Below are 24,747 nucleotides of genomic sequence, written 5' to 3'. Positions count from 1 at the left end.
TTTCTTTACAAATCATCAAGCACCTTTGTCAGCGGATGATTATTCACCTGCCGGACTTCAAGCACATCATATAATTTTTCAAGCTGCAGCACTATCTGCTCCAGTTTACTGTCATCATCCACAGTCAGAATCATCCTACTCTTCCCGCCATCCTCAACAGGCCCGCAGATAATACCTTCAAGGTTGAAGTTACGACGCGAGAACAGTCCGGTTATCTGACTCATTACTCCGGCGTGGTTGCGAACCAGCAGTTCTATTACATGATTATGCATTACTAGCCTCCAATCATTTCGCGGTTGGCACATTCGGGTGGAACCATTGGAAAAACGTTATTTTCCAATCCAATAGGTATATTGATCAGGCATGGGCCGTCCTGGGCAAGAGCACGGCGCAGAAACATTTCCGGATTGTCCTGAGCTGCAAGGTCATAGGACGGAATACCGAATCCCTTGGCAATCGACACAAAATCAGGATTGCTGTCAAAACTTGAAGCAAAGTAGCGCTCCTCGAAAAACAGTTCCTGCTGCTGATGTACAAGCCCCAGCCGGTTGTTGTTCATGATGAGAATCTTAACACTGAGCCGCTGTTCCACAAGCGTAGCCAGTTCCTGAATATTCATCAGAAACGAACCGTCCCCGCTGACGCAGACAACCTTGCGCTCCGGCATTGCCAGAGCTGCGCCTATGGCACTGGGCAGACCGAATCCCATGGTCCCGAGTCCTCCTGAAGTAAGCAGGGTCCGGGGAGTTCGGAAAGGATAACTCTGCGCAACCCACATCTGATGCTGGCCGACATCAGTAGTTATTATGGCATCATCCGGCAGCGATTCTCCCATGACCCGGACCAGATTTCTGGGATGAAACGTATCATCGGTGTCCGGCAGCACGTCCGGATACATCATGCGCAGGGAGGAAACTCTGGCGCTCCAACCTATACGGATAGAAGATTCAACCCTGTCTGCCAGCTTGTGCAGAGCCTGCCCAACATCCGCTACAATGGAGAGATTCGAAGATTTTATCTTGCCTATCTCGGAACGATCGATATCAATGTGCAGAATGTCGGCCTGCCTGCAGAATTCACAGGCCTTGCCCACCGCGCGATCATCAAAGCGAACTCCAAGCGCGATTATGAGGTCCGCTTCCTCCAGAATCATGTTGGTGGCCCTTGAGCCGTGCATCCCAAGCATTCCCAGATAATTGACATCTCCGTGCGGGAAGGCCCCCAACCCCATGAGCGTGGTAACCACCGGAATGGAGTTTCTGCGGGAGAGTTTTATGAGATCATCTGAGCAGCCGGCGGCTACAACGCCTCCACCTGCATAGATAACCGGCCTGCGAGCTGACTCGATCATTTTCTGAGCTCTTCCGAGGAGTTCATCATCACACTCAACATGCTTATCTCTGGCTCCCGGCATCGGCCATGCGGAAATATCGACCATTTCCTTCTGCACATCCTTCGGAATGTCTATTACGACAGGTCCGGGACGCCCGGACTCGGCCAGACGGAATGCTTCCGGGATTATGTCCACAAGATCGGCTGCGGACTGAACCAGAAAATTGTGCTTGGTAATCGGTATGGTAAGGCCGTAGGTATCCACCTCCTGAAAAGCATCCGTGCCGATCATGGAGCTGGAAACCTGACCGGTAATGGCTACCATCGGTATTGAATCAAGCCTCGCATCCGCAATGGCGGTAAGAAGATTGGTAACCCCCGGACCGGATGTTCCCATACATACGGCAGCCTTTCCGGTGGTTCTGGCCATTCCCTGAGCCATGAACCCTGCTCCCTGTTCGTGTCTGGCAAGGACATGTTTTATGGGACTGTCCTTGAGAGCATCATAAATCGGCAGATTGGAGCCGCCGGGGATCCCACAGATAATTTCTATCCCCTGCCGCTCCAAAAGTTTAACAACAAGTTTTGCACCACTGATTTCCATTCCTGCACCCTCTTTATTTCCTGATGAAAACAAAAAACCCCCACCGGCATGGCCGGTGGGGGTTACAACTGCACCTGATTAGTAAACTGTTGTTTACAATCTTCCCTCCGGCCCTTTTAAGCCTCTCACGACCACGACGGTAACCACGACCATCACCACGTTGGCGACGGTTGCGACGACTGCATTCATGTGATCTAGGGAAGATAGTATCATTTCAGTTTTTCTCTAAATTTTCTCAAAAAAGTTATTTTCAAAAAGAGATAGTTCATCGGCAAAAAGGATGCAAGCTCTTTTTATAAAAATTTTAAACATGCAACAGATATGTTCTCCATCACTCAGGCAGAACAACCTTTCATTTAAGCTTGTACAGCCCTACCCAACCGGATTTGTAGCCGATCAAATGAAAAGATAATCGGGCCAGTGCCGCACTTGCCGCATTGAACAGCAGAACCGGGAGATCGTTCTTCTTCAGCAGCAGACTGCGGCTGTTCTTGATGCGAAACGGACTCCGCCGATACCGGATATCCTTCAGCTTCAGACAGTACTGCGAAAAATAGCCGACCTGCTGCCCTGCCCCGCTGTAGAAATTCCTAATCCCCTGCGGATAATACGGCTTGCAGTGATCAAGGTCATGCCAGAAATGAGGATGGAGAATAGGGGTTGCCACCAGCAGCAGACCGCCTGGCCGCAGAAACTTCAGGTATCCATCGATAAAATCGACCACACTGCCGGAATCGAAATGTTCAACTATATGAGAAAGGATAAGCAGGTCGAACCGTTCATCACCATGGTTTGAATCAAAATCGCTCAGCGAGACCACATTCAAACCCCGGTCCCGACACTCCCGTACCTGATGCTCGTTTTTCTCGACACCGAGAATGTCCGTAAATCCGATCGAACGCAGAAAATCTGTTTTAGTTCCGCGCCCGCACCCGACTTCCAGAATAGAAAGATCCCTGCTCAACGGGGACAGAATCTTCTCCCACTGGCCCAGTTCATGACGCGAAAGATATTTTGTTATCGAGCGCAGACGGCTGCGCATTTCCGGGCTTGCTGTCAGCACGCAGCCTCCCCGACCAGATCAGCCAGAAAACGAGCGGCATTCGCGGCTCCGTCCAGATTGACTGAATCAGTCCCGTTTCTTTGTTCAAGACATGTGCGCAATGCCTGCTCAAGATCATCTGCTCCAACGCCAGCGTCAGGAAAGACTTCGCTGACAAACGAGGAGCTTCGCGCCAGCAGCCTTGCGTGCTGTTCCTGTTCTCCGTCCTTCATTCCCCGCAGCAGAACCACAGACGGGACCCTGCTGACCATGACATCGGTCAGGCTGTTGTATCCTCCGTAAATGACAGCTGCGCGGGAACGGCTGAGATCATCAAGAAACCCGGTCCCCAACTGAACAAGGCGGACATGTTCCACTCCTGAAAACAATGATTCGATTTCAGCCGCTTCCGGTTTGTATAAATCCGTATAAATTTTCCACAAACCATACTCGGGGCCGATACGTTTCAGAACCTCACCAAGTTTCCCCAGCATGTTCAAAGTCCCGCTGCCGGACCACGGAACTGAAATAACCCCAGCAAGAGGCTTATCAGAAATACATAAAGGCTGAATCCGGTCAATTTCCGACAGACGGGAAACGTATCCGGTTTCATGAGGACTGGCACCGTAACATCTGCTCAAGGCAGCAATCTCCCCCCTGCCGGTAACGGAAGAATCACCATACCACAGAATATTGCTGTATGATTTGCGAAAGACCTCGGCAGAAGAATCAGACCAGACCTTGTCTACATCACCGACCACGGCGCGCACGCCAAGAACACGGGTAGTTTCCGGTGAAACGTCATGTGACGGCAGAAGCTCACTGTGCTTGCCCTGCGGAGTATGATCGGCCAGAAAGACTTTCGGCCTGTAAATTTCAAGAATGTCCCTTATTGACCGGGCTCTCATTTCCCCGAGCACCTGATCATCTATATTAGATGGTCCCATGGCTCCGGCAGAAATTCCATTTGAAACAACCGTCCTGTACGCGGGCAGTTTGATCCAATCCAGATCGCCCTTCCCCACCAGTTCGGCCACAGACCTGCTTCCGGTAAGCAGCAGTACGGACATTTCCGGAAACAGCCTGCGCACTGCAAGCCCTATGGCGACACTTCTGCTGACGTGTCCGAGGCCGCGTCCGTCATGTGCATATATTATAAGATCTGTTATAAAACTCATCAACAAAACCTTATATCATCAAGAACATAAATTATTACAAAAGTTAACATCATAAGACAATACAGATTTAAAAAGGGAAAAGGGATTGCTTCCACTTGAAAAAAATAATAGAAATTATCACGAGTATGCGGACTTTTTTAAAGATTTACAGATGGATTCCTTTTCGTTAGATATTCCATGGTTCATAGCGATGCAAGACAAATATATTCGGATATCACTAAAACGCAGACAATCTAACCAGGTCCCGGAACGTTAAATGGACAGCACTTTCAATATCTTGATGTATTCCCATGACACATACGGTCTGGGGCATATCCGGCGCACGATGGCTATCGCGTCACAGCTCAAATGCAAGGGTGTAAACATCCTTATTCTTACCGGCTCTCCCATAGTAGGACGATTCGAATTTCCAGAGCAGATAGATTTTGTACGTGTTCCAGGCATGATCAAACAGGCCAATGACATTTATGTGCCTCACTCTATAAAGATAGAGCCGGTACATGCCATGGCCATACGCCAGTCGATCATAGACGCCACAGCCAGAAGCTTTGAGCCGGACCTGTTCATAGTAGACAAGGCACCCAGAGGACTGAAGCATGAAATCATGCCGACCCTGGAATGGATGAAGGAAAACGGGAAAACCCGCACAATTCTCGGTCTGCGCGACATTATGGATGACGCGGAAAGCACTGTGCAGGACTGGACCGACAAAGGCATATATGATGTGCTGGATAAGCTGTACTCCGAAATATGGGTTTACGGCCACCGTGAATATTACGACCCCATTGTGGAATACGGCATACCGGAGTCAGTCAGCAGTAAAATGGTCTTTACCGGGTACATTCCCAGAAAGGTCCACCGCCGGTCCACACCGGAAAAACGGAAAAACGGAAAAAAGCTGGTAGTCATCACAGCCGGAGGCGGCGGAGACGGTTATCCCATGATGGATGCCTATCTCAAGGCTCTGGAAAAATACGGACCGCAGAATTTCCGAACCATAATGGTCACCGGCCCCTTCATGTCCAAGGAACAGCGTCATGACCTGTCCGCCAGAGCCAAAGACCTGTCCGTGACTTTCTACCATTTTTACAGAAGAATGGAGAAACTGTTCAGCAACGCGGATCTTGTGGTCTGCATGGGAGGCTACAACACCTTCTGCGAAATCCTTTCCCATAAGAAAGTGGCCCTTATCATTCCCCGCGAAACGCCCAGACTTGAACAGACTATCCGGGCGCAGGTACTTAAAAAACAGAATCTGGCAGACTTCCTGCCCTGGCATGAACTCGGCCCGGACTCCATAATGGAGAAGGTGGACACCCTGCTCAACAATTCCGAAAAAATCAGGGACGCGATACAGAATTTCAAATTCACCGGTCTGGATGTTATGCATCAGCGCGTTGACTACTTCAAAAAAAATTGCAGATAAACAACATGAATACAATGAAACAACCTGTCCTTGCGATGATTCTCAAGGGGTATCCCCGAATTTCCGAAACATTCATCTCAAATGAAATCAGACTGCTGGAACAACGCGGTGTTAAGATACACATCATTTCCATGCGCCGCCCGAGGGAAAACTTCGCCCACAAGTCAATTTCGGAAATAAAGGCCGCAGTATCCTACCTTCCTTCAACTCTGGAAGGCTGCCTGGAGCAATTATTCGGTTCACCGGAATTCGATGCCGGACTCAGAGATCCCCGCTACGGTCAGGACGCGGAATTCACCAAACGTATTGACAGCATCTGGAAAACATATGCGGATACGGGCAGCGAAGCGTCATTCAAACACATGCTGCAGGCTGAATTCATTGTAGAAAAGATACTTCCCGGCTCGGATATTTTTCACTTTCACGCTCATTTCGCCCATTCCCCCTGCTCCGTTGCCAGAAATGCGAGCAGGCTGTCCGGGCTGCCGTTCAGCTTCACCGCCCACGCCAAGGACATCTACACCCAGAAGCCGGAAAAGATTACCGCCAAAATCTCCGAGGCCAAATTCGCGGTTACCTGCACGGGGTACAACTGCAACTACCTGCAATCCATAGCCCCGGAAGGAAAACCGATCCACAAGGTTTACCACGGCATTGACCTTGACCTGTTCAGCTCCGGGAAGCAACCGGTCTGCGGCAGCCCTTACGAAATTTTCACCGTTGCGCGCTTTACTGCCAAAAAAGGATTGCCCACGGTCTTCAGGGCGCTCAAAGAACTGGATGAAAAAGGCGTTGAGTTTTCCTATAAAATAGTGGGTGACGGGGATGAACGGGAACAGACCCTGAACATGCTCAAGGAGCTTGGCATTGAAAACCGATGCACATGGCTCGGTACCAAAACTCACGAAGAAGTGCTTGAGCTTTACCGCAAGGCCGATCTGTTCGCCCTTGGATGCGAAATAGCTTCAAACGGTGATCGCGACGGCATTCCCAACGTTCTGGCGGAATCCATGGCCATGTCCGTACCGGTGGTGGCAACTACGGTTTCCGGCATACCGGAACTCATTGAAAACGGCAAAACCGGGCTGCTTGTAGAACCGGGAGATCATGCTTCAATGGCAGAAGCCATGGAAAAAATGCTCACCGATCAGGAACTGCGGCAGGCGGTAATTCCGGCTGCGAAAGAACGGGTACACGAAATTTTCGACAACAAATACTGGATCAACAAACTGGCCGATGTCTACGAACTCTACGGCATAAAGGCCGGTTGATCTGCGATGCAGGCCGGGCAAAAACCGGCCGATCCGCATCCGCTCCGGAAAATTTAACCATGGCTTTATTCAATGCGGATAGCGTTTTTTGCACCACATAAACCCGTGGATCATCCTGTCCCTTCCGGCGATCTCATGATCGCACGGGGATTGCGCGATTTCCTGATCGACAGCGGACACCGGGTAGAAATCGCCAGCCGCGAACGCCTTTGGAAAATAATAGAATCCCCCGGAAGATGGCCTTCCGTATTTTTTGAATATGGAAGGATACTGGAAAGGATGGAAAAATTCCGTCCGGACCTATGGATAACCTACCACAGTTACCACAAATCCCCAGACCTATACGGGCCGGAAATATCTCAGCGGCTCGGCATTCCCTACGTAATATACCAGGGTGTTTTCGCCACCAAGTACAGACGAAATTTCAGGACATGGCCAGGCTACATGGCAAACAAGAAGGCCCTCCTATACTCGGCCCATGTATTCGCCAACAAAGAAATAGATTTTTGCAATTTATCCAGAATTATAATACCTGAAAAACTATCAAGGACTTACCCCGGCATAAATACGGACGATTTTTCTTTCTGCCCGCACAGCAGGAAGGATGTCCGCAGCCAGTTGGGACTGGGCAAAACGACCACCCTCATATCAGTTGCAATGCTGCGTGAAGATGTAAAAGCCGAAAGCATAACCGATCTTATACAAGCTTTCGGAACAGCTGCCGGAGATACCCCGGATATGCGCCTGCTGATAGCTGGAGAAGGGGAAGCCCGGGCACGGCTGGAAAAACTGGCTGAGAAAGTCGCCGGAGAAAAAATCGTTTTTCTCGGAAGCATCCCCAGAAAAGAACTGTTCCGCTATTACAGTGCGGCGGATGTCTTTGCGTTTCCGGGAATAAACGAAGCCCTTGGAATGGTTTATCTTGAGGCGCAGTGCGCAGGTCTTCCGGTGGTGGCCTACTCTACGCGAGGCCCAAGCGAAGCTGTAGCTCACATGGAGACAGGTCTGCTCTCACCTCAGGGAGACATTCAGGCTCTGGCAGAGAACATAACGGAAATCGTCCGCAACACGGAGTTGCGGGAACGCATGAAAAAAGCGGCTCCCAAACGAATCAAACGTATATTTGACCTCAGGTCCAACCTTGCACAGGTAGAAAAGCAACTGCTGAAACTCATATAACCGGAGGCCGGAATGAAGACAGTCAGCCTAGCGATCATCAGGCATTCTGTAACCGAATGGAATGAACAGAACAGGATTCAGGGGCATATGGATTCTCCTCTGACGGCCTATGGCCGCGAGCTTGCGGCCGGATGGAGGCAGACAATTGATCCGTCCTCCTTTGACGCAGTCATTACCAGCGACCTCGGCAGGGCTATTGAAACAGCAGACATCATAACTGAAGGACTGAAACTGCCTGCCCTGCGCTTAAAGGGGCTGCGGGAACAGGATTGGGGTTCATGGTCAGGGCTGACGACAGACGAACTGCATGCCCGCTTCCCCGGAAGGCTGGATGCGGAAATAGCAAAAGGATGGAAGTTCCGCCCGGACGAAGGCGAAAGCCGCATGGAGGCATCAAGCAGAGGAATCAGTTCTCTGCAGGAAGGTGCCGTAGAAATTGCCCGCATGGTGGACAAAAAGGAACCGCGTGTACTTGTCGTGGTACACGAAGGGATAATGAAGACCATCATCTACAAGCTGGCAAACCACGACTTCAAGGCAGACAAGCCGAAGCTCATCAAGCGGCGGAGGCTGCACTGGTTGAAATGGGACGGAACCCTCTCGATTGACAGGCTGAATGAGACATTATAATCAGGTTCCGGTTTACAGTTGCGCTTTCATTGTATTATTTTAATATCTTCAACGGCTCGCAACAGGCATTGCCAGCCAGGGATGCGGTCCCAGAATATTCAGCGCAAAGTCTGATCCAGGAATTTTAAAAACTGGAACACCTAAACAGGAACAAAAGTGAAAATCGTCCATTATTGCCAGCATGTCTTAGGGATGGGACATTTTTTTCGCAGCCTGGAAATAGCCCGTGCACTTGAACGAGAAAAGGTCATCTTCGTAGCCGGAGGCGAACGTCCGGATCAGGAAATCCCTTCAAATATAAAATACTGCCAGTTGCCGGGGCTGGCCATGGACGAACATTTCGGGGCGCTCATGCCCACCGAACCGGACCGGGATCTGGAAGAGGTAAAGGCCGAACGCACGGAAACACTCTTCAGAATATTTGAAAAGGAACGTCCGGATGTTTTTCTCATCGAACTGTTCCCCTTCGGACGCAAGGCTTTCCGCTTTGAGCTTATCCCGCTATTAGATGCAATAAAGGAAGACAGATTCGGCCACGTCAAGGTGGTCTGCTCTCTGCGGGATATCCTTGTCGAACGAGATGACGGAGGCAAACACGAAGCACGGGTCATCAAATACCTGAATAAATATTTTGACATGCTCCTTATCCATTCCGACCCCGCCATCGCCTCGCTTGAAGAAACATTCGGCAATATGGAAAAGATAGAAATTCCCTGCCGTTATACCGGATTTGCCGCCCGCAAACCATTAAAGGGAGCGCGACGCGAAATTCGCGACAAAATGGGACTTACCGGGGAAGACAAGCTGCTCATCGCCAGTGCAGGCGGCGGAAAGGTCGGTGGAGAACTCATGAGCGCAGTGCTTGACGGTTTTTCAAGCATAAAATCGCAGCATGCAAGGCTGCTGATGCTCACCGGACCTTTTCTGGACAGTGATGCATACGAAAATCTCTGTAACAGGGCAGAAAAAAATACCCGAATAAAGATCAAGCGCTTTGCCCCGGACTTCACCAACCTGCTCATGGCCGGTGATGCCATGGTGTCCATGGCCGGATACAACACCTGCATGGACATACTTGCTTCCGGAATTCCGGCTGCGGTGTACCCTTTTTCCTTCAACCGCGAACAGACAATGCGCGCCGAAAAGATTTCCCGGCATATACGTCTGGATATCCTGAAACAGGAAGACCTTGCCATCTCCCGAATGGAAGATATTATAAACAACCTGCTGATTCGTAATCGAACTTCACCTGATCATGGTATAGACCTTAACGGCGCAGGCAACTCTGCAGAGATCATAAGAAAAGCCGGAAACAATTAATGTCGTACAGACCAGTCGCGTCCATATGGAAGACCCCGCTTCCTTTACTGATTGAAGCTTTCGACACCTGGTGGAAAGAGCTGGAAACAGCTGTTCCTGCCGGCGGCTGCGATGTTTTCTTTCGCGCCGATGACATAGGCTATCCCGGCAGACAGTTTTCCGAAATGATCGAAGTGTTCAAAAAGCACGAAGCGCCACTGTCTCTGGCTGTTGTTCCGGCCTGGGTCAACGAACAGCGCATGAATGAGCTTTTCCGCGTACTAGGAAAAGATATGAGCCTGTGGTGCCTTCACCAGCATGGATACAGACACATAAATTGTGAAAAACAGGGAAAGAAATTCGAATTCGGACCTTCCAGAAATCAAAGCAGAGTTACCGCGGAACTCAGCAGAGGCAGAGAAAAGCTGGGCCGTCTGCTCGGCGAGAACTTCTGCCCTTTCTTCACTCCTCCCTGGAACCGCTGCAGCAGCGAAACAATGAACAGTCTGGCGGAACTCGGCTTTGTTGCCATATCCAGATCCATCAACGTTTCTCCCTGCCCGCTGGACAATCTTCCGGACCTGCCTATCAACATAGACCTGCACACAGTAAAGGCCAAAACCCCGGCCGCGGGCATCAGCGAGCTGCAGAGACAGATAAAACAGGCGGTCAGCACCGATTACGCCGGATTTATGCTGCACCACCAGAGAATGAACAGGACAGCACTGGCCTTTCTAGACTACCTGCTTATAAAAATTAAAAAAACTCCCGAGCTCCATATCAGAGATATCAGAGAAATGTTATCCTGACCCACAAATGCAGCTCCCGGACTTGCCCATGCTGCACAGACCGAAAACTTCCGCCCACAGGATTAGTATCCCCACTCCCGATGAAAATATTTCATCGTTCCGTAACTGACCAAGCACATTTTCTCTTTGCATTTCAGTACATTTTAGCTATCTAATATACATACTGTCGTGAAAACCAAAATCGCGGCCCCAGTAACAGAGCAGGACTGAACAAAAATGTTACAGTAGCAGAAGGCCCTGTATGAACCGGGGTCTGAACTTATTCATTAATACAGGAACAGATACTGTTCCGGGTGCTGACCGACGAAAATATTATGTCGCAAAAGAGAATCCCATTCCAAGATCCGGACTCGCCGATGGATATTGAGGCCCAGGTGGTGCTTCCGTTCGACAAGTCGCTGGAAATCAGTCTGAAAAGTCTGAAGTCGCGTTTTCTGCGCAACATGGTAACAGTAACCAGCCTGATTCTGGCGGTTTCCTTTCTCGCCTATATTCTGGTCGGTTCGGATATTTCCAGCGGACTGTACCACTCCGGTGACCCCGGATTGGTAAAAGAGCTTGAAAGGAGCGGATACGAGGCCGGGGGAAGTGCCAAGGAACGCTGGATCGTCATCCTTTCACTGCTGGTATGCACTGTCGGAATCATAAATGCCCAGTTGATGGCCGTGACTGAACGATTCAGGGAAATAGGCACCATGAAATGCCTCGGGGCTCTGGACAGTTTCGTGCTGCGCCTTTTCGTGCTTGAAGCTTCCATGCAGGGAGTGGCCGGTTCCATTCTGGGGGCGCTGCTGGGCACTGTCATAGCCCTGCTCATCGGCATGCTCAGATTCGGTTTCAGCGCCCTGACTATGCTGCCTGTAGGCGAAACTGGACTGTCCATGGCCTATTCCGTCGGTGTCGGGTTCGGTCTGAGTCTGCTCGGAGTCATCTATCCCGCCTTCATCGCCGCGCGCATGCGCCCGATTGAAGCCATGCGGGTCGAAGAATAAATTTCCTCCAACCAAAAGAAATTACAAAGGCGAACGATATGGCCGATCAGCACACAATCGTCCGGGTTTCCGGAGTCAAAAAAAATTTCAAACTCGGCAATACCGATGTCCAGGCTCTCAAAGGAGTTGATCTGGAAATCTACGCCGGGGAATACCTGTCCATCATGGGCCCTTCGGGTTCAGGGAAATCCACCCTGTTCAACATGATCGGAGGACTCGACAAGCCTTCGGAAGGAAAAGTCTACATTGACGAAGTGGATATCGCCCAGCTTGACGCCTTTGAACTCGCATGGCTCAGAAACAGGAAGATCGGCTATATTTTTCAGACCTTCAACCTGATACAGGTAATGACCGCACTGGAAAACATCACCCTGCCCATGATTTTCGCCGGGGTGCACAATGATGCTGCCGTGGCCAAGGGAATAGAACTGCTTGATCTGGTCGGGCTCAACAAGAGATACAACCACAAACCGCAGGAACTTTCCGGAGGTCAGCAGCAGAGGGTCGCCATAGCCAGATCTCTGGCCAACGACCCGGCCATCATTCTCGCGGACGAACCCACCGGTAACCTGGACCTCTCCACCGGCGAAGAAATCATCAAGCTCATGAACGATCTCAGCAAGGAACGCGGAGTAACCATCATCACAGCCACGCATGACTACAAGATGCTCAACGCCTCCGACCGGGTTGTCTGGATCGAGGACGGCATGATCAAGAAAATCGAAGACCGCGAACAGCTCAATATTGATGTGGGCTGCATCCGTATGGCCTGATCCCGGAGGCTTGCACAAGATGTCCATGCCGGCAGAGATTAAAAGACCTGTTTTACGATCGCTCGCTGCACTGCTGACCGTTTTCGCGGTGCTGCTGCTTTCGGTCCGGGCTGAAGCAGCCTTCTCCACGGATGCTTACCGCCAGACCATCACCGACCTATCCTCAATCGGAGACCGCTCCTTCGGCTCGAAAGGCAGCTTGAAGGCTGCGGACTATATTGAAAAAAGATTCAAGGAACTAGGCAGATTCAAGACCGGTAAACATCTGTTTCTGGCTCCGGCCATGGTTTCCGGAGACGTGACCTTCACATTGGGCAACGGTCGTAAGGCTTCCATCAAAGCTGCCAAATTCAATGCCATCACGCCTCCGGCCACACCCCGTGCCGGAGTCAAGGGACCGGTAATATATGTAGGCAAAGGAGATCTGGACGATTTCAACGGACTGCCGGTTAAAAACGCCATTGTGCTCATGGACCTTGATTCCGGCAAAAACTGGCTCAATGCGGCCAGTCTGGGCGCGGCAGCGCTTATCTATGTTGACAAAGGGATTACCGCCAAAGGTTTCTTCAACGAAAAGCTGGAGTTATCCCCGCTTGATTTTCCGCGCTACTACATGACAGAAGCCAGTGCCCGCGAAGATCTGGGACTGATTGCCGACGGCTCTCAAAAACTGCTTGCGGATTCAGGATTCGTCCACTCCGAAAGCAGGTGGGAAAGAACAGAATCGGAAAATGTCTACTGCCTCATTGAAGGCAGTGATCCGGATATGGCGGAACAGTTGGTTGTAATAGAAGCGTTCTACGACACTTCAACCTTCATTATTGGTAAGGGACCGGGCGCGGACGAAGCTCTTTCCGTGGCTTCCCTTATTGAAATAGGCAAAAAACTTGCCGCCAATCCGCCCAAAAGATCGGTACTTCTGCTCGCAACCACCGGCCATGGTCAGTCGCTGCGCGGCATGCGCGAATTTGTTGAAGCTGTATCCGGCAAGAGCAAGACCCTGAAAAAAGCAAAAGCCGAACTGCGTAAAAAGAAAGACAACGCAGCAATGGTGCTGGACGGTCTTGAAATGGACAACCCGCTGGCCACGGAAATGGCTGTGGAGAATCCGGAACTGTACGAACTGCTCTATACCGCCCTAAAAAACCAGATCAAAGACGAAGTTGACATCATAAGCAAGCAGCTGATGCAGTTGCGCATGCAGGAAGATGCAAACCCGCAGGACATCGAAAGCCTTGATGCAAAGCGCAAGCTGCTCCGCCGTATTTCATGGAAGACAGATTATTCCACCCTTCCGTCCGAAGAGCTGGCTGCGGTCAAAGACCTTTTCCCCCATGTCCGGGACAGGGTTTATAAAGTAAAGCACGATATCAAACAGCAGCTTGAAGCCATCCGAAGTGCGCGCGAGCTGCGCAAGGTAGTCCGTTCCAAAGAGATGGTCTGCACTGTTTCGCTCTATCTTTCCAGCCACGGAGAAGGAGTCGGCGCATTCGGCGAAGGCTGGTTCTATGCGCTGCGCCCGAGGGTAAACCTGTCTCGCACCTTCTCTATCATAAACAACATCCTGGGGGACGCGGTTCCGGAGGTTGAAAAAACAACCGGAACGGAAGGCATGTACCGTGATACCCTGCGCCCGGACAGAACCCGTCCCTGGCAGACATGGCTGCTTGACCGTCCCCAGTTCAGCAGCGAGATCGCAACCATGGCCGGTGATCTGGCTTTCACGTTTGCCACGGTCAACGACGGCCGGGCATACTGGGGCACCCCGTTCGACACGGTTGATAAAATAAACTGGACCGGTGTCGGAAAACAGGCCGAACTGATCGAAGGACTGATCAGAAAAATTTCCGAAACCCCCGGAGAACTGACCACCAAAAAACCGCGCAAGGGTTATTCCATCCTCAGCGGAAAGGCCAGATTCATCCGTCAGGGAGAACTTTTTGCTGACCAGCCCGCACCCGGAACCATATTTATGGGCTTTCAGGGCATGACCAGATTCTACGCCATGGCCGACTCCGAGGGAGATTTCCAGTTCAGCGGCGTGGCATCCAAAAAACTGGTCCAACACAAACTAATCATCGAAGGATACAAATACAACGATGACGGGCGGATCATCTGGGCCATTGATAAAAAACAGACCGGCAAAAACGCCTACCGGGTCAAAATGCACAGGCTGGACATGGAAACCAAGCTGGTCATGTTCGGCTGCCGCCAGACAACACTGTTCGACCTGCTAACACCGAGGACATTCCGCTACATGACCAAGGTCGAGGTTCTGGACGGAACGCGCGATGCGGCCCCCATGCATTTCTGGTACAGCCGCATAGACACAAGGTCTTCCACCATAGCAAGCGTCTTTCTGGAGCCCAATGTTCCACTTAAGATGACCCTTTCGGATACGGTGCTGAACCGCAAGATGATTCTGATCCATTCCAAGCCGGGCAATCCTGCCGGTAACGGCTATGCCCTTGACGACTGGCCCATAATCCCCTGCACCGACCACCGTGCGGCAGCGGATATGTGGAACCTGCTCAAGCCCCGCATCAGCAATCTGGAATCCCACGGAATCGTGAACACACGCATCCGCGATCTGGAAAAAATGGGTACAACGGCGCTGGAAAATGCCAGAACGGCATGGAAGGAAAGGCGTTACGATGATTTCATGAAGGACTCGCGCAAGGCCTGGGCACTGGCCTCCCGCGTCTACCTTGATGTGGATCAGACCCAGAAGGACGTCCTTGTCGGCGTTCTGTTCTACATAGCCCTGTTCATTCCATTCGCCTACTGCATGGAGAGGGTGCTCTTCTCCTTTGCGGACATTCACAAACGCATCATCGGATTTCTGGCCATACTTTCAGCCGTTATCGCGGTCATCTACTCCGTGCACCCGGCCTTCCAGCTGACCTACAGCCCCATGGTCGTAATCCTGGCCTTCTTCATTCTCGGACTTTCGGTCATGGTTTCGCTGATCATTTTCTTCCGCTTTGAAAAGGAAATGATCCTGCTGCAGCAGCGAGCCCACAGGACCCAGACTTCCGAGATAAGCAAGTGGAAGGCCTTCACCTCCGCTTTCGTTATCGGGGTAAGCAACCTGCGGCGCAGAAAAATCAGGACATTCCTGACCTGCCTGACCCTGATCATTCTGACCTTCACCATCATGAGTTTCACGGCAGTGAAGTCCCTGCGTGAACACACTTACGTTCTTTTCAGCGAAAGCAAGCCGTATTTCGGCCTGTTCATGAAAAATCTGGGCTGGAAGGACCTGCCGCGAGAGACCTTCGGAATCGTCACCAACGACTTCGATGAAAGCGGCATTGTCGTCCCTCGCGCATGGATGGAACTGGATGATAAGACCACCCCTGCCGTCACTCCGGTAAGTTATGGAGGCAGGCATGAAGAAATCAAGGGGCTGGTGGGGCTTAGCAGCAGAGAACCGGCCGTAAGCGGCATAGACAAAATCATGGTCGACGGGAGCTGGCTTGTGCCCGGTGTTGAAGCCCAGATTCTGCTTTCGCGGAAAACAGCAGAAAGGCTCGGCGCCAAGGCCGGTGATACCGTTCAGGTCTGGGGCTGCAATTTCAAACTGAGCGGAATCTTTGACGGCGATAAATTCACCGAACATCAGGATCTGGACGGGGAACCTATGACGCCGGTCATCTTTCCCTCCGCAGCGGCGCAGGAACTCAGCGAAGTGGAGGCGGAGGCCATTGAGTCCGGTGAGGATATTGATACCTTCCAGGGACGCTACACACACATTCCCGGAGAAGTGACCGCGATCATCCCCTACGACACACTCATGTCCATGGGCGGACGCCTCAAGGCCGTGGCAATCGGCCCCGTAAAAGGCACATTTCCGCAGTCCACGGTCAACAGGCTGGTGGACCGTTACGGACTGCCCATATTCAGCTGCGACAACAGCGGAACATACATCTGCCAGGCATCCGACAGCATGAACTACTCCGGAGTGCCCAACATAATCATACCGCTGATCATTTCCGCGCTTATTGTGCTCAACACCATGATAACCAGTGTCTATGAACGCAAAAAGGAAATTGCGGTCTATACCTCCATCGGTATGGCCCCGACACACGTTTCCTTCCTTTTCATAGCCGAGGCCATAGCCTTTGCGGTGATCAGCGTAGTGGTGGGATACCTGATCGCCCAGACCGCTTCCGGGCTGCTTGCCGGAACTCCCCTCTGGGCCGGAATGACCGCCAACTACTCATCCATGGCCGGTGTGGCGGCAATGATCCTGGTCATAGCCGTAACACTTATCTCGGTTATCTACCCCTCGAAGGTTGCTGCAAACATAGCCATCCCCGATGTCAACAGATCGTGGAAAATGCCGGAAACCGAAACGAATTCAATCGAAGCCACCCTGCCCTTCCTGCTCAAGCATGAAGAACAGAAGGATGCCGGAGGTTTCCTGCTGGAATATCTCGAAGCCCATACGGACGTCTCGCACGGGCTGTTCTCCACTTCCGAAATAGAAGTGAACTTCGGCAAGGAACCGCTTCCCAAGTCCTCCTGCGACCTGCTGGACGGATGCCCGGATCACATCACCTGTTTTCGGTTCAACGTCCGGGTCTGGCTGGCACCTTTCGATTTCGGTGTCAAACAGCAGGTTGAATTACGATTCAGGCCGGCAAAGGTCCATCCGCAATTTCTGGAGACCGTCCTGATAATCACCAGAGAATCCGGTGAAGTCGGGGCCTGGAAACGGTTGAACAAGGATTTCATCAACGCCATCAGGAAGCAGTTCCTCATCTGGCGCTCGCTTGATCCGGAAAAACAGCAGTCCTTCCGCGACAAGATACCGGAAATGATGGCCTTCGGATTCACGGGGCTTAATACAAAGAAAACTCTTGCGGACCTGTAAATAAGGGATTTTCAAATGCAAGGTAAAATACGCAAACGGGCAATTGTGCTGGGCATATTCTTCGGGCTGATAATCTGCGCCGTTACGCCCTTCAACAACGCTTACCTGAATGCCACACCGCTGGCCGGAGGACATTTTCCGCTGGCACCGTTCTTTATTCTGGCCTGGCTGACCGCATTTTCGGCTCTGCACCGTAAAATATTGCGCAGCCGCCCGCTCATGACCGGCCTGGACCTCATGACGGTGTGGATTCTGACCGTAATTGTCTCCGGAATATCCTACACCGGGCTTGCCAGAACATTCTTCATCAACCTCACAGCACCGTTCCATTTCGCCACCATCGGCAACAGGTGGAAAGAAATTCTGCAGCCGATTATCCCGGCACAACTCCATCCGACCGACCCCAAGGCCGTGGAAGAGCTTTACAACGGCATCAAGGGCGGTCCCTTCATGGACAACCTGGATGTTTTCAGCGCTATCCCGTGGTCGGCGTGGATCACTCCGCTTATGTGGTGGGGAATATTCATCCTGCTCTGCTACTTCATGATGCTCTGCCTGACCAACATATTCAGCCGTCAATGGGTGGAAAACGAACGCATTAACTTCCCCCTGCTGCAGTTGCCGAGATTCATGGAAGAAGCCCTTGATCAAGGGCTTTACGGAGCATTTCTTACCAACAAGTTTTTCCTGTCCGGATTGATATTCTGCATCTGCCTGCACCTGCTGAACGGTCTGCACTTCTATATTCCTTCGGTTCCGGAAGTTCCGACCCTTATTCTGGCCGGGCAGTATTTTGCAAAAACCGGCCTGTTTTCAGGTTTCTACAAACTGAAAATATACTTCTATCCGGCCTTTGTCGGATTCGCTTTTCTGGCCTCCCGCCAGATTTCCTTCAGCTTCTGGTTCTTCTTCCTGCTCGGAGGACTTTTCTACGGAATCCTGAACGTTGCCGGGCTGAACATTCCGGCTTCGGCACTCGGAATAACCTTCGGACCGACCCTGACCAGACCGGAAGAAACACAGATGATCGGAGCGTATCTGGTCTTTTTCTGCTTCATTGTCTGGCTGGCGCGGCAGCATCTGGTCCAGACCGTGCGCGAGGCCTTCGGGGCGCAGTCCACTCAAGGGGAAGCGGAATGGATGTCTCTGCGCTTCTCTTTCTGGGGGCTCATTCTCTCCGGGGCGCTCCTGACCGCGTGGTGTGTCTATTTCGGCATGTCCATGCTGGTCGCTCTTTGCGTACTCACGGCCTTTTTCATCTTCACACTGGTAGCCTCAAAAGCGATCTGCCAGGGTGGTATAGCCTACTTTACCCTTACCGCCGCTCCAATAGACGGCCTGACCGCTGTTTTCGGCAACAAATTCTTCGGATCGGCAGGAATTGCCATTGCAGCCATCTGCCAGAAGGTTCTTTTCGTGGACCTGCGTGAATCTCTCATGCCCTCGCTGGTACACGGCTCCAAGATCAACGAATGGATACGCAACAAACGCATGTTTCTGACCGGCATAACGGTCATTCTGATACTGGGCATGGTCGTATCCTTCGGAGCCATGCTTATGGTCTGCTACAAGTACGGCATCCGCGAACTGCAGCTGGACTGGGCAACCCGTACCTCCATGACTGTCTATGACAACGTGGTCCGCATAATTCAGGAACCGGACAGATCAAGCCATTGGGTGACGAGCTTCGCTACGCTCGGAGCGATAATCATGTTTGCTCTGGTCGTGGCCTACAACAGACTTCCGTGGTGGCCGCTGCACCCGATCGGATACCTGACCGCATACAGCTCGGCCATGAAAATTCTCTGGTTCAGCTTCTTCCTCGGATGGATATGCAACCAGCTGACCCTGCGTTATGGCGGTGTAGGGCTGTTCAAACGGGTCCGCTATCTGTTCTTCGGGCTTATAATGGGTGACTTTCTCATGGGCGGAGCGTGGGCTCTTTACGGACTGTACGCAGGACAAAGCTATCAGGTTCTGCCCGGTTAACGGAAAACAGGCTTACTGGCACAATTAAACGGAAATAGTTTATGTACGACGATAAAGAGCTGCAAGAGTATCGGGACCTGTTGAAGACCCCTACCCATTTCGAGGAAGGATTCGACTGGAAAACCATAATAGGCGCCATATTCATCGGCTTCCTGATGATGCCCGGCAGCATGTATCTGCAACTGGTGATCGGCCAGGGCATCGGTCCGGCCGCGCGCTGGGTTACAATCATCCTTTTCGCCGAAATCGCCAAGCGCTCCTACACGGAACTCAAGCAGCAGGAAATATTCCTGCTCTACTATATGGCCGGGGCGGCGCTGGCTTCTCCGTTTTCCGGTCTGCTATGGCAGCAGTACCTTGTGCAGTCGGACGCGGCCCGCATGCTGGGTCTTACGGAATTCATCCCTGCATGGGTGGCTCCGCAACCGGGCTCCGACTCGCTCATCGAGCGGACATTTTTCCACCGGGACTGGCTCATACCTATCCTGCTGCTGATCGGGGCGCAGATAATTCAGCGCATCGACCATTTCGGCCTTGGATACGCCCTTTACCGCATAACTTCGGACGTGGAAAAGCTCCCCTTCCCAATGGCTCCGGTCGGCGCTCTTGGAACCATGGCCCTTGCCGAATCCACGGAAGAAAAGCAGGCCAGTTGGAAATGGCGCGTCTTTTCCGTCGGCGGAGTTATCGGACTGGCCTTCGGCACGGTCTACGTCCTGCTTCCGGCGGTATCGGGACTGCTTTTTACGGAGCCGATTCGGCTTATCCCCATCCCGTGGATAGAGCTAACACCCTATACGGAAAAAATTCTTCCGGCAGTTGCGACGGGTATCCAGTTCGACCTCGGGCTCTTTTTCATCGGCATGGTCCTGCCCTTCTGGGCAGTCATCGGCGGACTCATCGGAATCATCATCACGTTCGCGGCCAACCCGGTTCTGTATGAACACGGCATTCTGCACCGCTGGCATCCGGGCATGGAAACCGTTGAAACGGTCTTTGCCAACAACTTTGATTTCTACATGAGTTTCTCCATCGGCCTAGGTCTGGCAATCGGTATCATCGGCGTCTGGTACGTTGTAAAATCGTTCCGCGGTGAACACGCCAAGTCTCGTGAATCATGGAGTAAACTTTTCGAACCGCCAGAAGGCCGCGGCGATATCAACTTCTGGGTTTCCATTGCCATCTACGTATTCTCCACGCTCGCCTATGTGGGGATGAGTCTGCTGCTGGTCCCGAATTTCCCCTGGATATTCTTCCTGCTCTACGGGTTCATCTACACTCCGGTGATCTCATATATCACCGCCCGTATGGAAGGCATTGCCGGACAGTTCGTGAGCCTGCCGCTGGTAAGGGAAGCCAGCTTCATTGCCGGGGCAAAATTTTTCGGATATCAGGGCATTGAAATATGGTATGCCCCGATCCCGATCCACAACTACGGTGAAGCAACCGTGCATTTCCGCGAGATTGAACTGACCGGAACATCCATACGCGGCATCATCAAGGCAGAGCTGGTGGTATTTCCGGTTGTCATGATCGCAAGCCTGCTCTTTTCCCAGTTCATCTGGCAGTTGGCGCCGATTCCGTCAGCCAGTTATCCCTACGCACAGGAGTTGTGGCACCTGCAGGCTCTGAACACCCTGCTCATGCAGACCTCCACCCTCGAAGGAAACTCCCTGTTCTTTCAGGCCCTGAGCGGTCCGGTGGTCATGGGGGGGATAAGCCTTGGACTTGTGCTTTACGCCATACTCAACGCCCTAGGACTGCCGGTACTGCTGGTATACGGGGTCGTAAGAGGGTTGGGCCAGAGCACGCCTCACGGTTTCATTCTGGAGGTAGCCGGAGCGTTGATCGGCAGATATTTCTTCCAGAAAAAATACGGTGCCATGTGGCGGCAGTACGCTCCCGTACTGCTGGCGGGATTCTCCTGCGGCATGGGTCTTACAGGAATGTTTGCAATGGGTTGTACGCTGATTCTCAAGTCACTGGGGAAAATGGCCTATTGACGTTATTTTCTTCTTATGATGTTTTGACAAACCTGCATGAGACGTTAAACTCATGCAGGTTCTTTTGTCTCCGGACCGGTTTAGGTCGCCTGATCATCCCATGAGACAAAACAGACAGCACGTAAAACTTTATTGCGCCGGAACCTTAGGACGCAGCGCATTTCCTCAAGGAATATATAATGAATCTCAAGAAAATTGCCTGGGACGGTATAAGTTTTGATATCCCGTCCTCATTCGAAGTAAGCGGAATAGATAAAAAATTCCTGCAATTGGACAACGGCGAATATCCATGCTTAGAAATCCGCTGGTACGAAGCGGGCAAATCATACAAGGAAAAAACATACTTCCGCCAACTGGCAAAAAAAGTCGAATCCGCATCGGGAATCAAGATAGAATCAACGGTGATGCCGGGTTCGTGGAAGGCCCCTTTGAAGGAATACGATGCTACGGCATTCTACTGGCAGTCGGACCTCTCTGCCGGGAGGGGGGTGATGTTCTATTGCAAACAGGCGGCGCAGGTAATGCTGGTCCAGTTCATCGGCAAATGCGATGACTGTATAGACAACGCGGCCATCAAATTTTTCGAAAGCCTTCGTTTCCAGAACCGGGACGAAGAGGCGGTATGGCGAATTTACGACATGCAGGCCACCATGCCTGCTGAATTCGCCCTTGATTCATTCGAGTTCAAACCGGGCCGTTTCATTATCAATCTGGCCGACAGCAACGAAACTGTCTCACTTTACCGCTTCGGACCAGCAGATGTGATCCTCAAAAACACTTCCCTGAGTGAATTCTCTCAGGAATTGTTCAAGGAAGATATTTCCAAGCTTGGGCTTTCCCGTGCGGAGCTGGAATACGAAACCGGCGCAACCTGTATGTTCGGACAGAAGAACAAGCCCTCCGTTGCCTCCCTCGCGCTTTCAAAACTTAACGGCAAGAAAAGACCTTACGCGCAGATAGAGGTACGTTACACGCAGGAAAGCAACCGGATTCTGGCTGTAAAAAGCTGTTCCCGTATTGAACAGCCGGAAGACAGGGTAAAACTGATTTTCAATCATTATGAAATTATTCAGTAAAAAGAAAATTGCACCGGAAATGACCCGTGGTGAGGCCATGGCCTGCAAACCGGTAAAAAACAGGGAAGTGCGCGAAAGTAAAACGGATGGAGGACTCGTGCTGCTGTCTTATCCGCTGCGCTTGAAACCTCTTTTCGCCGATGTGGCCAAAAGGTTCGGCATGTGGAAGGAAGGTGCTCCGCCCATGAAAAGACTACAACTGGACGAAATGGGAACTCTTGTCTGGAACATGATAGACGGCCGCAACAGCGTAAAAAAAATCGCTGCCGGGTTTGCGGATAAATATCAGGTATTGCCGCGCGAGGCAGAGGTTGCCACGGCATCCTTTCTAAAGGACCTAGGAAAGAGAGGGCTTATAGCTTTCGATACTTCGGGTATAACAAAAAACAGACGAGATTAACCTGATTTCACCGGCATGCAGTACCGGAAAATCAGTTACAGGTCAGCTTTATATATTCTTCCAGACTTACCCCGTTCCACACCTTGCTCACCCAATAGGCGGAGGCCCAGATCATCAACGCAGTGGACTGAACATCAGACAACCGTTTGAGCTTTGCCTCCAGATTCGCTCTGCTGACTCCATGAATTGTGTGGACGTCTTCTGTCTCACAAGCCTCTTCTATACGCAAATAAAGATACGCACTTTTACACTGGTTGGGCAGTATTTTCATGCCCCGGTATGCTTCAAGAACCGTCTTCAGTTCAGCTACATTCAATTCCTGAGCGACTGAACGCATGGATTTGAAAAACATATCGACCGCCCAGGGCAAAATGAATTCCGCTCCGGCGCTTTTGGTCTTGAAATAATTTTTGAGCCATTGTTCGTGATCATGCGTAATTCTGGCTGCAACCTGCGGCATAATTTCCTCCCTAGGCTACTCCACAACTTATATCACGTACTTAATAACCATATAAGCCAGATTTATCAAGACTTTTTCTAGATTTCTCATTCGCTGAGACTAACGGTCGAAGCTGTCGCGTATCTGTCTGAAAAGACTGAATAACAATGCATCAGGCACAGCCTTGTCATTTATATTCATACTTATAATACGTACAACCGTATTTTTACTCGGAGTAATATTTTCTTCGGTCACAAGGACAATTTCCTTTTTTACTGACGGATCTTCTTCACTGGCCGAGATAACCAGCACCCACCGGCCGCTATCACCCTTCCACCTCAAATCGACACTGCGATGAGAATTAACACTGTTTTCAAGAAGTACAACAAAATCCTCCAGAGAAAAATGCTTCCTGTTCTTGCCGGATACGCCGAGATATTCCCCTTCGGCATTCATTATAACGAGAGGACGTTCAAGATAGCCGGCAGAAGGAAAGGCGGATTCTTCAGTCCCCAGCCCGGTTTCCTTATTGCGCACAATTCTGAACAACTCGGCCCGGTCACGCTTAAGACGGCCGATTTCCATCGCCATATCCATAATACGCTCGTTTGTATCCGCAGCCAATTTACGCTTTTCACTACGCAAAGAAGCCAGTTCATCACGAAGATCACGGATTTCCGCCTGAAAAAGAGCCTGATTGGATAACAGGTCGGACACCTTGCCAAGGACGTTGGAAAGACCGTTGATTACCGTCTGCATATCCGAAGAAGGCTCCAACCCGGCATCATTAATCAATTGTTGATCACTATTGATTGAATTAATTAACATACCAAATTTAATACTTAATTCATTTTCAATTTGATCAGTTGACCAGTTCATACCATACATTTCACGTATCCTCCTGAATACTTCCAATGCTTCCACAGAATACCTCTGCCTGCGTCCTTTACCGCCAGAAGAAGGCAAATACTTAGCATATTTATCTTTATAATATACCACAGTAGAAGGAGGTATACCCAACCTCCTGCCAACCTCCCTCAGACTCAAATACTGACCGGACATAACACCTGCACACTTGTTAGTAATTAAACAACTGATCAATAAATTATACGATGCAATCCATTAAATCAAGCATTATTTAACCCAAAGTTGTTCATTGCTCAATTAGTCAATTGGTCATTATACTTAAAAACTCATGCGGACAGCGCTCAGACAGGTGGACAAATAAACATACGTGATTAAATTCTAACCAGAGAGGAAGAACGCAAACGGAGGGTAAATAAAAATAAGATACAAATTTCATAAAATATGCGAAGTGAGTCGCCTTGCGAAAAAGATTTGAGTGCGTATAGTGACGGAGTAACATCCCACAGCCGCGTAGCGTGGCATACGCACTTTTCACTTGCCCAAAACATCAGGAATTGTG

At 51.0% G+C, this 24,747-nt stretch carries 19 protein-coding genes; 13 read left to right on the top strand and 6 right to left on the bottom strand.

Annotated features, from left to right (window positions below):
• Window positions 1–5: 5 nt before the first annotated feature.
• The 4 genes from ilvN to ACKU4E_RS02840 form a co-directional block, all read right to left on the bottom strand.
• Window positions 6–272 (bottom strand): acetolactate synthase small subunit, encoded by a 267-nt coding sequence (ilvN, locus tag ACKU4E_RS02855; RefSeq protein WP_320169581.1) that lies wholly within the window; start codon window positions 270–272, stop codon window positions 6–8.
• A gap of 2 nt (window positions 273–274) precedes the next feature.
• Complete coding sequence (gene ilvB / locus ACKU4E_RS02850; protein WP_320169580.1) at window positions 275–1,936, bottom strand: biosynthetic-type acetolactate synthase large subunit; 1,662 nt, start codon at window positions 1,934–1,936, stop codon at window positions 275–277.
• A gap of 352 nt (window positions 1,937–2,288) precedes the next feature.
• The gene (locus tag ACKU4E_RS02845) at window positions 2,289–2,999 is read right to left on the bottom strand and encodes a class I SAM-dependent methyltransferase (RefSeq protein ID WP_320169579.1); all 711 of its coding nucleotides are present in this window, start codon (window positions 2,997–2,999) and stop codon (window positions 2,289–2,291) included.
• Window positions 2,993–4,156, bottom strand: a complete 1,164-nt coding sequence (locus ACKU4E_RS02840) for a hypothetical protein (protein WP_320169578.1) — start codon at window positions 4,154–4,156, stop codon at window positions 2,993–2,995. Before ACKU4E_RS02840 ends, ACKU4E_RS02845 begins: the two co-directional genes overlap by 7 nt.
• Before the next feature lie 256 nt (window positions 4,157–4,412).
• Here ACKU4E_RS02840 and ACKU4E_RS02835 point away from each other — a divergent pair, with 256 nt between their 5' ends.
• The 13 genes from ACKU4E_RS02835 to ACKU4E_RS02775 all read left to right on the top strand — a co-directional run bounded on the left by ACKU4E_RS02835 (window position 4,413) and on the right by ACKU4E_RS02775 (window position 22,882).
• Complete coding sequence (locus ACKU4E_RS02835) at window positions 4,413–5,582, top strand: glycosyltransferase (RefSeq protein ID WP_320169577.1); 1,170 nt, start codon at window positions 4,413–4,415, stop codon at window positions 5,580–5,582.
• Window positions 5,583–5,587: 5 nt separating this feature from the next.
• Window positions 5,588–6,853, top strand: a complete 1,266-nt coding sequence (locus ACKU4E_RS02830) for a glycosyltransferase family 4 protein (protein WP_320169576.1) — start codon at window positions 5,588–5,590, stop codon at window positions 6,851–6,853.
• Between the two features lie 72 nt (window positions 6,854–6,925).
• Window positions 6,926–8,032, top strand: coding sequence for a glycosyltransferase family 4 protein (locus tag ACKU4E_RS02825; RefSeq protein WP_320169575.1), 1,107 nt, complete (start codon window positions 6,926–6,928; stop codon window positions 8,030–8,032).
• A 12-nt stretch (window positions 8,033–8,044) separates the two neighbouring features.
• Window positions 8,045–8,662 (top strand): histidine phosphatase family protein, encoded by a 618-nt coding sequence (locus ACKU4E_RS02820; protein ID WP_320169574.1) that lies wholly within the window; start codon window positions 8,045–8,047, stop codon window positions 8,660–8,662.
• A gap of 192 nt (window positions 8,663–8,854) precedes the next feature.
• On the top strand, window positions 8,855–9,982 hold the full coding sequence (locus ACKU4E_RS02815; protein WP_320169573.1) for a glycosyltransferase: 1,128 nt from the start codon (window positions 8,855–8,857) through the stop codon (window positions 9,980–9,982).
• Entirely contained in the window at window positions 9,982–10,770 is a 789-nt protein-coding gene (locus ACKU4E_RS02810) for a polysaccharide deacetylase family protein (RefSeq protein ID WP_320169572.1), read from the top strand. Before ACKU4E_RS02815 ends, ACKU4E_RS02810 begins: the two co-directional genes overlap by 1 nt.
• 314 nt (window positions 10,771–11,084) lie before the next feature.
• Window positions 11,085–11,762 (top strand): FtsX-like permease family protein, encoded by a 678-nt coding sequence (locus ACKU4E_RS02805; RefSeq protein WP_320169571.1) that lies wholly within the window; start codon window positions 11,085–11,087, stop codon window positions 11,760–11,762.
• A 38-nt stretch (window positions 11,763–11,800) separates the two neighbouring features.
• Window positions 11,801–12,535 (top strand): ABC transporter ATP-binding protein, encoded by a 735-nt coding sequence (locus ACKU4E_RS02800; RefSeq protein WP_320169570.1) that lies wholly within the window; start codon window positions 11,801–11,803, stop codon window positions 12,533–12,535.
• 19 nt (window positions 12,536–12,554) lie between these two features.
• A complete protein-coding gene (locus ACKU4E_RS02795) occupies window positions 12,555–17,414 on the top strand; it encodes an FtsX-like permease family protein (protein ID WP_320169569.1) in 4,860 nt (1,619 codons plus the stop codon).
• 15 nt (window positions 17,415–17,429) lie between these two features.
• Complete coding sequence (locus ACKU4E_RS02790) at window positions 17,430–19,403, top strand: DUF6785 family protein (RefSeq protein ID WP_320169568.1); 1,974 nt, start codon at window positions 17,430–17,432, stop codon at window positions 19,401–19,403.
• A 41-nt stretch (window positions 19,404–19,444) separates the two neighbouring features.
• A complete protein-coding gene (locus ACKU4E_RS02785) occupies window positions 19,445–21,406 on the top strand; it encodes a peptide transporter (protein WP_320169567.1) in 1,962 nt (653 codons plus the stop codon).
• Window positions 21,407–21,585: 179 nt separating this feature from the next.
• Window positions 21,586–22,482 carry a hypothetical protein gene (locus ACKU4E_RS02780; protein ID WP_320169566.1) on the top strand — a complete coding sequence of 299 codons (897 nt, stop codon included), beginning with the start codon at window positions 21,586–21,588 and terminating at the stop codon, window positions 22,480–22,482.
• Window positions 22,466–22,882 carry a PqqD family protein gene (locus ACKU4E_RS02775; protein ID WP_320169565.1) on the top strand — a complete coding sequence of 139 codons (417 nt, stop codon included), beginning with the start codon at window positions 22,466–22,468 and terminating at the stop codon, window positions 22,880–22,882. Before ACKU4E_RS02780 ends, ACKU4E_RS02775 begins: the two co-directional genes overlap by 17 nt.
• Before the next feature lie 31 nt (window positions 22,883–22,913).
• On the opposite strand, the gene ACKU4E_RS02770 is transcribed toward ACKU4E_RS02775, so the two are convergent.
• Both ACKU4E_RS02770 and ACKU4E_RS02765 read right to left on the bottom strand, forming a co-directional pair.
• Complete coding sequence (locus ACKU4E_RS02770) at window positions 22,914–23,342, bottom strand: hypothetical protein (RefSeq protein ID WP_320169564.1); 429 nt, start codon at window positions 23,340–23,342, stop codon at window positions 22,914–22,916.
• A 99-nt stretch (window positions 23,343–23,441) separates the two neighbouring features.
• Complete coding sequence (locus tag ACKU4E_RS02765; RefSeq protein ID WP_320169563.1) at window positions 23,442–24,383, bottom strand: MerR family transcriptional regulator; 942 nt, start codon at window positions 24,381–24,383, stop codon at window positions 23,442–23,444.
• Window positions 24,384–24,747 lie beyond the last annotated feature (364 nt).

Origin of the sequence: Maridesulfovibrio sp., from assembly GCF_963677005.1 — a bacterium.
Taxonomy (GTDB): domain Bacteria; phylum Desulfobacterota; class Desulfovibrionia; order Desulfovibrionales; family Desulfovibrionaceae; genus Maridesulfovibrio.
The sequence above is the reverse complement of the archived record's forward strand: the minus strand, read 5'-3'. Positions and strand labels throughout refer to the sequence as shown.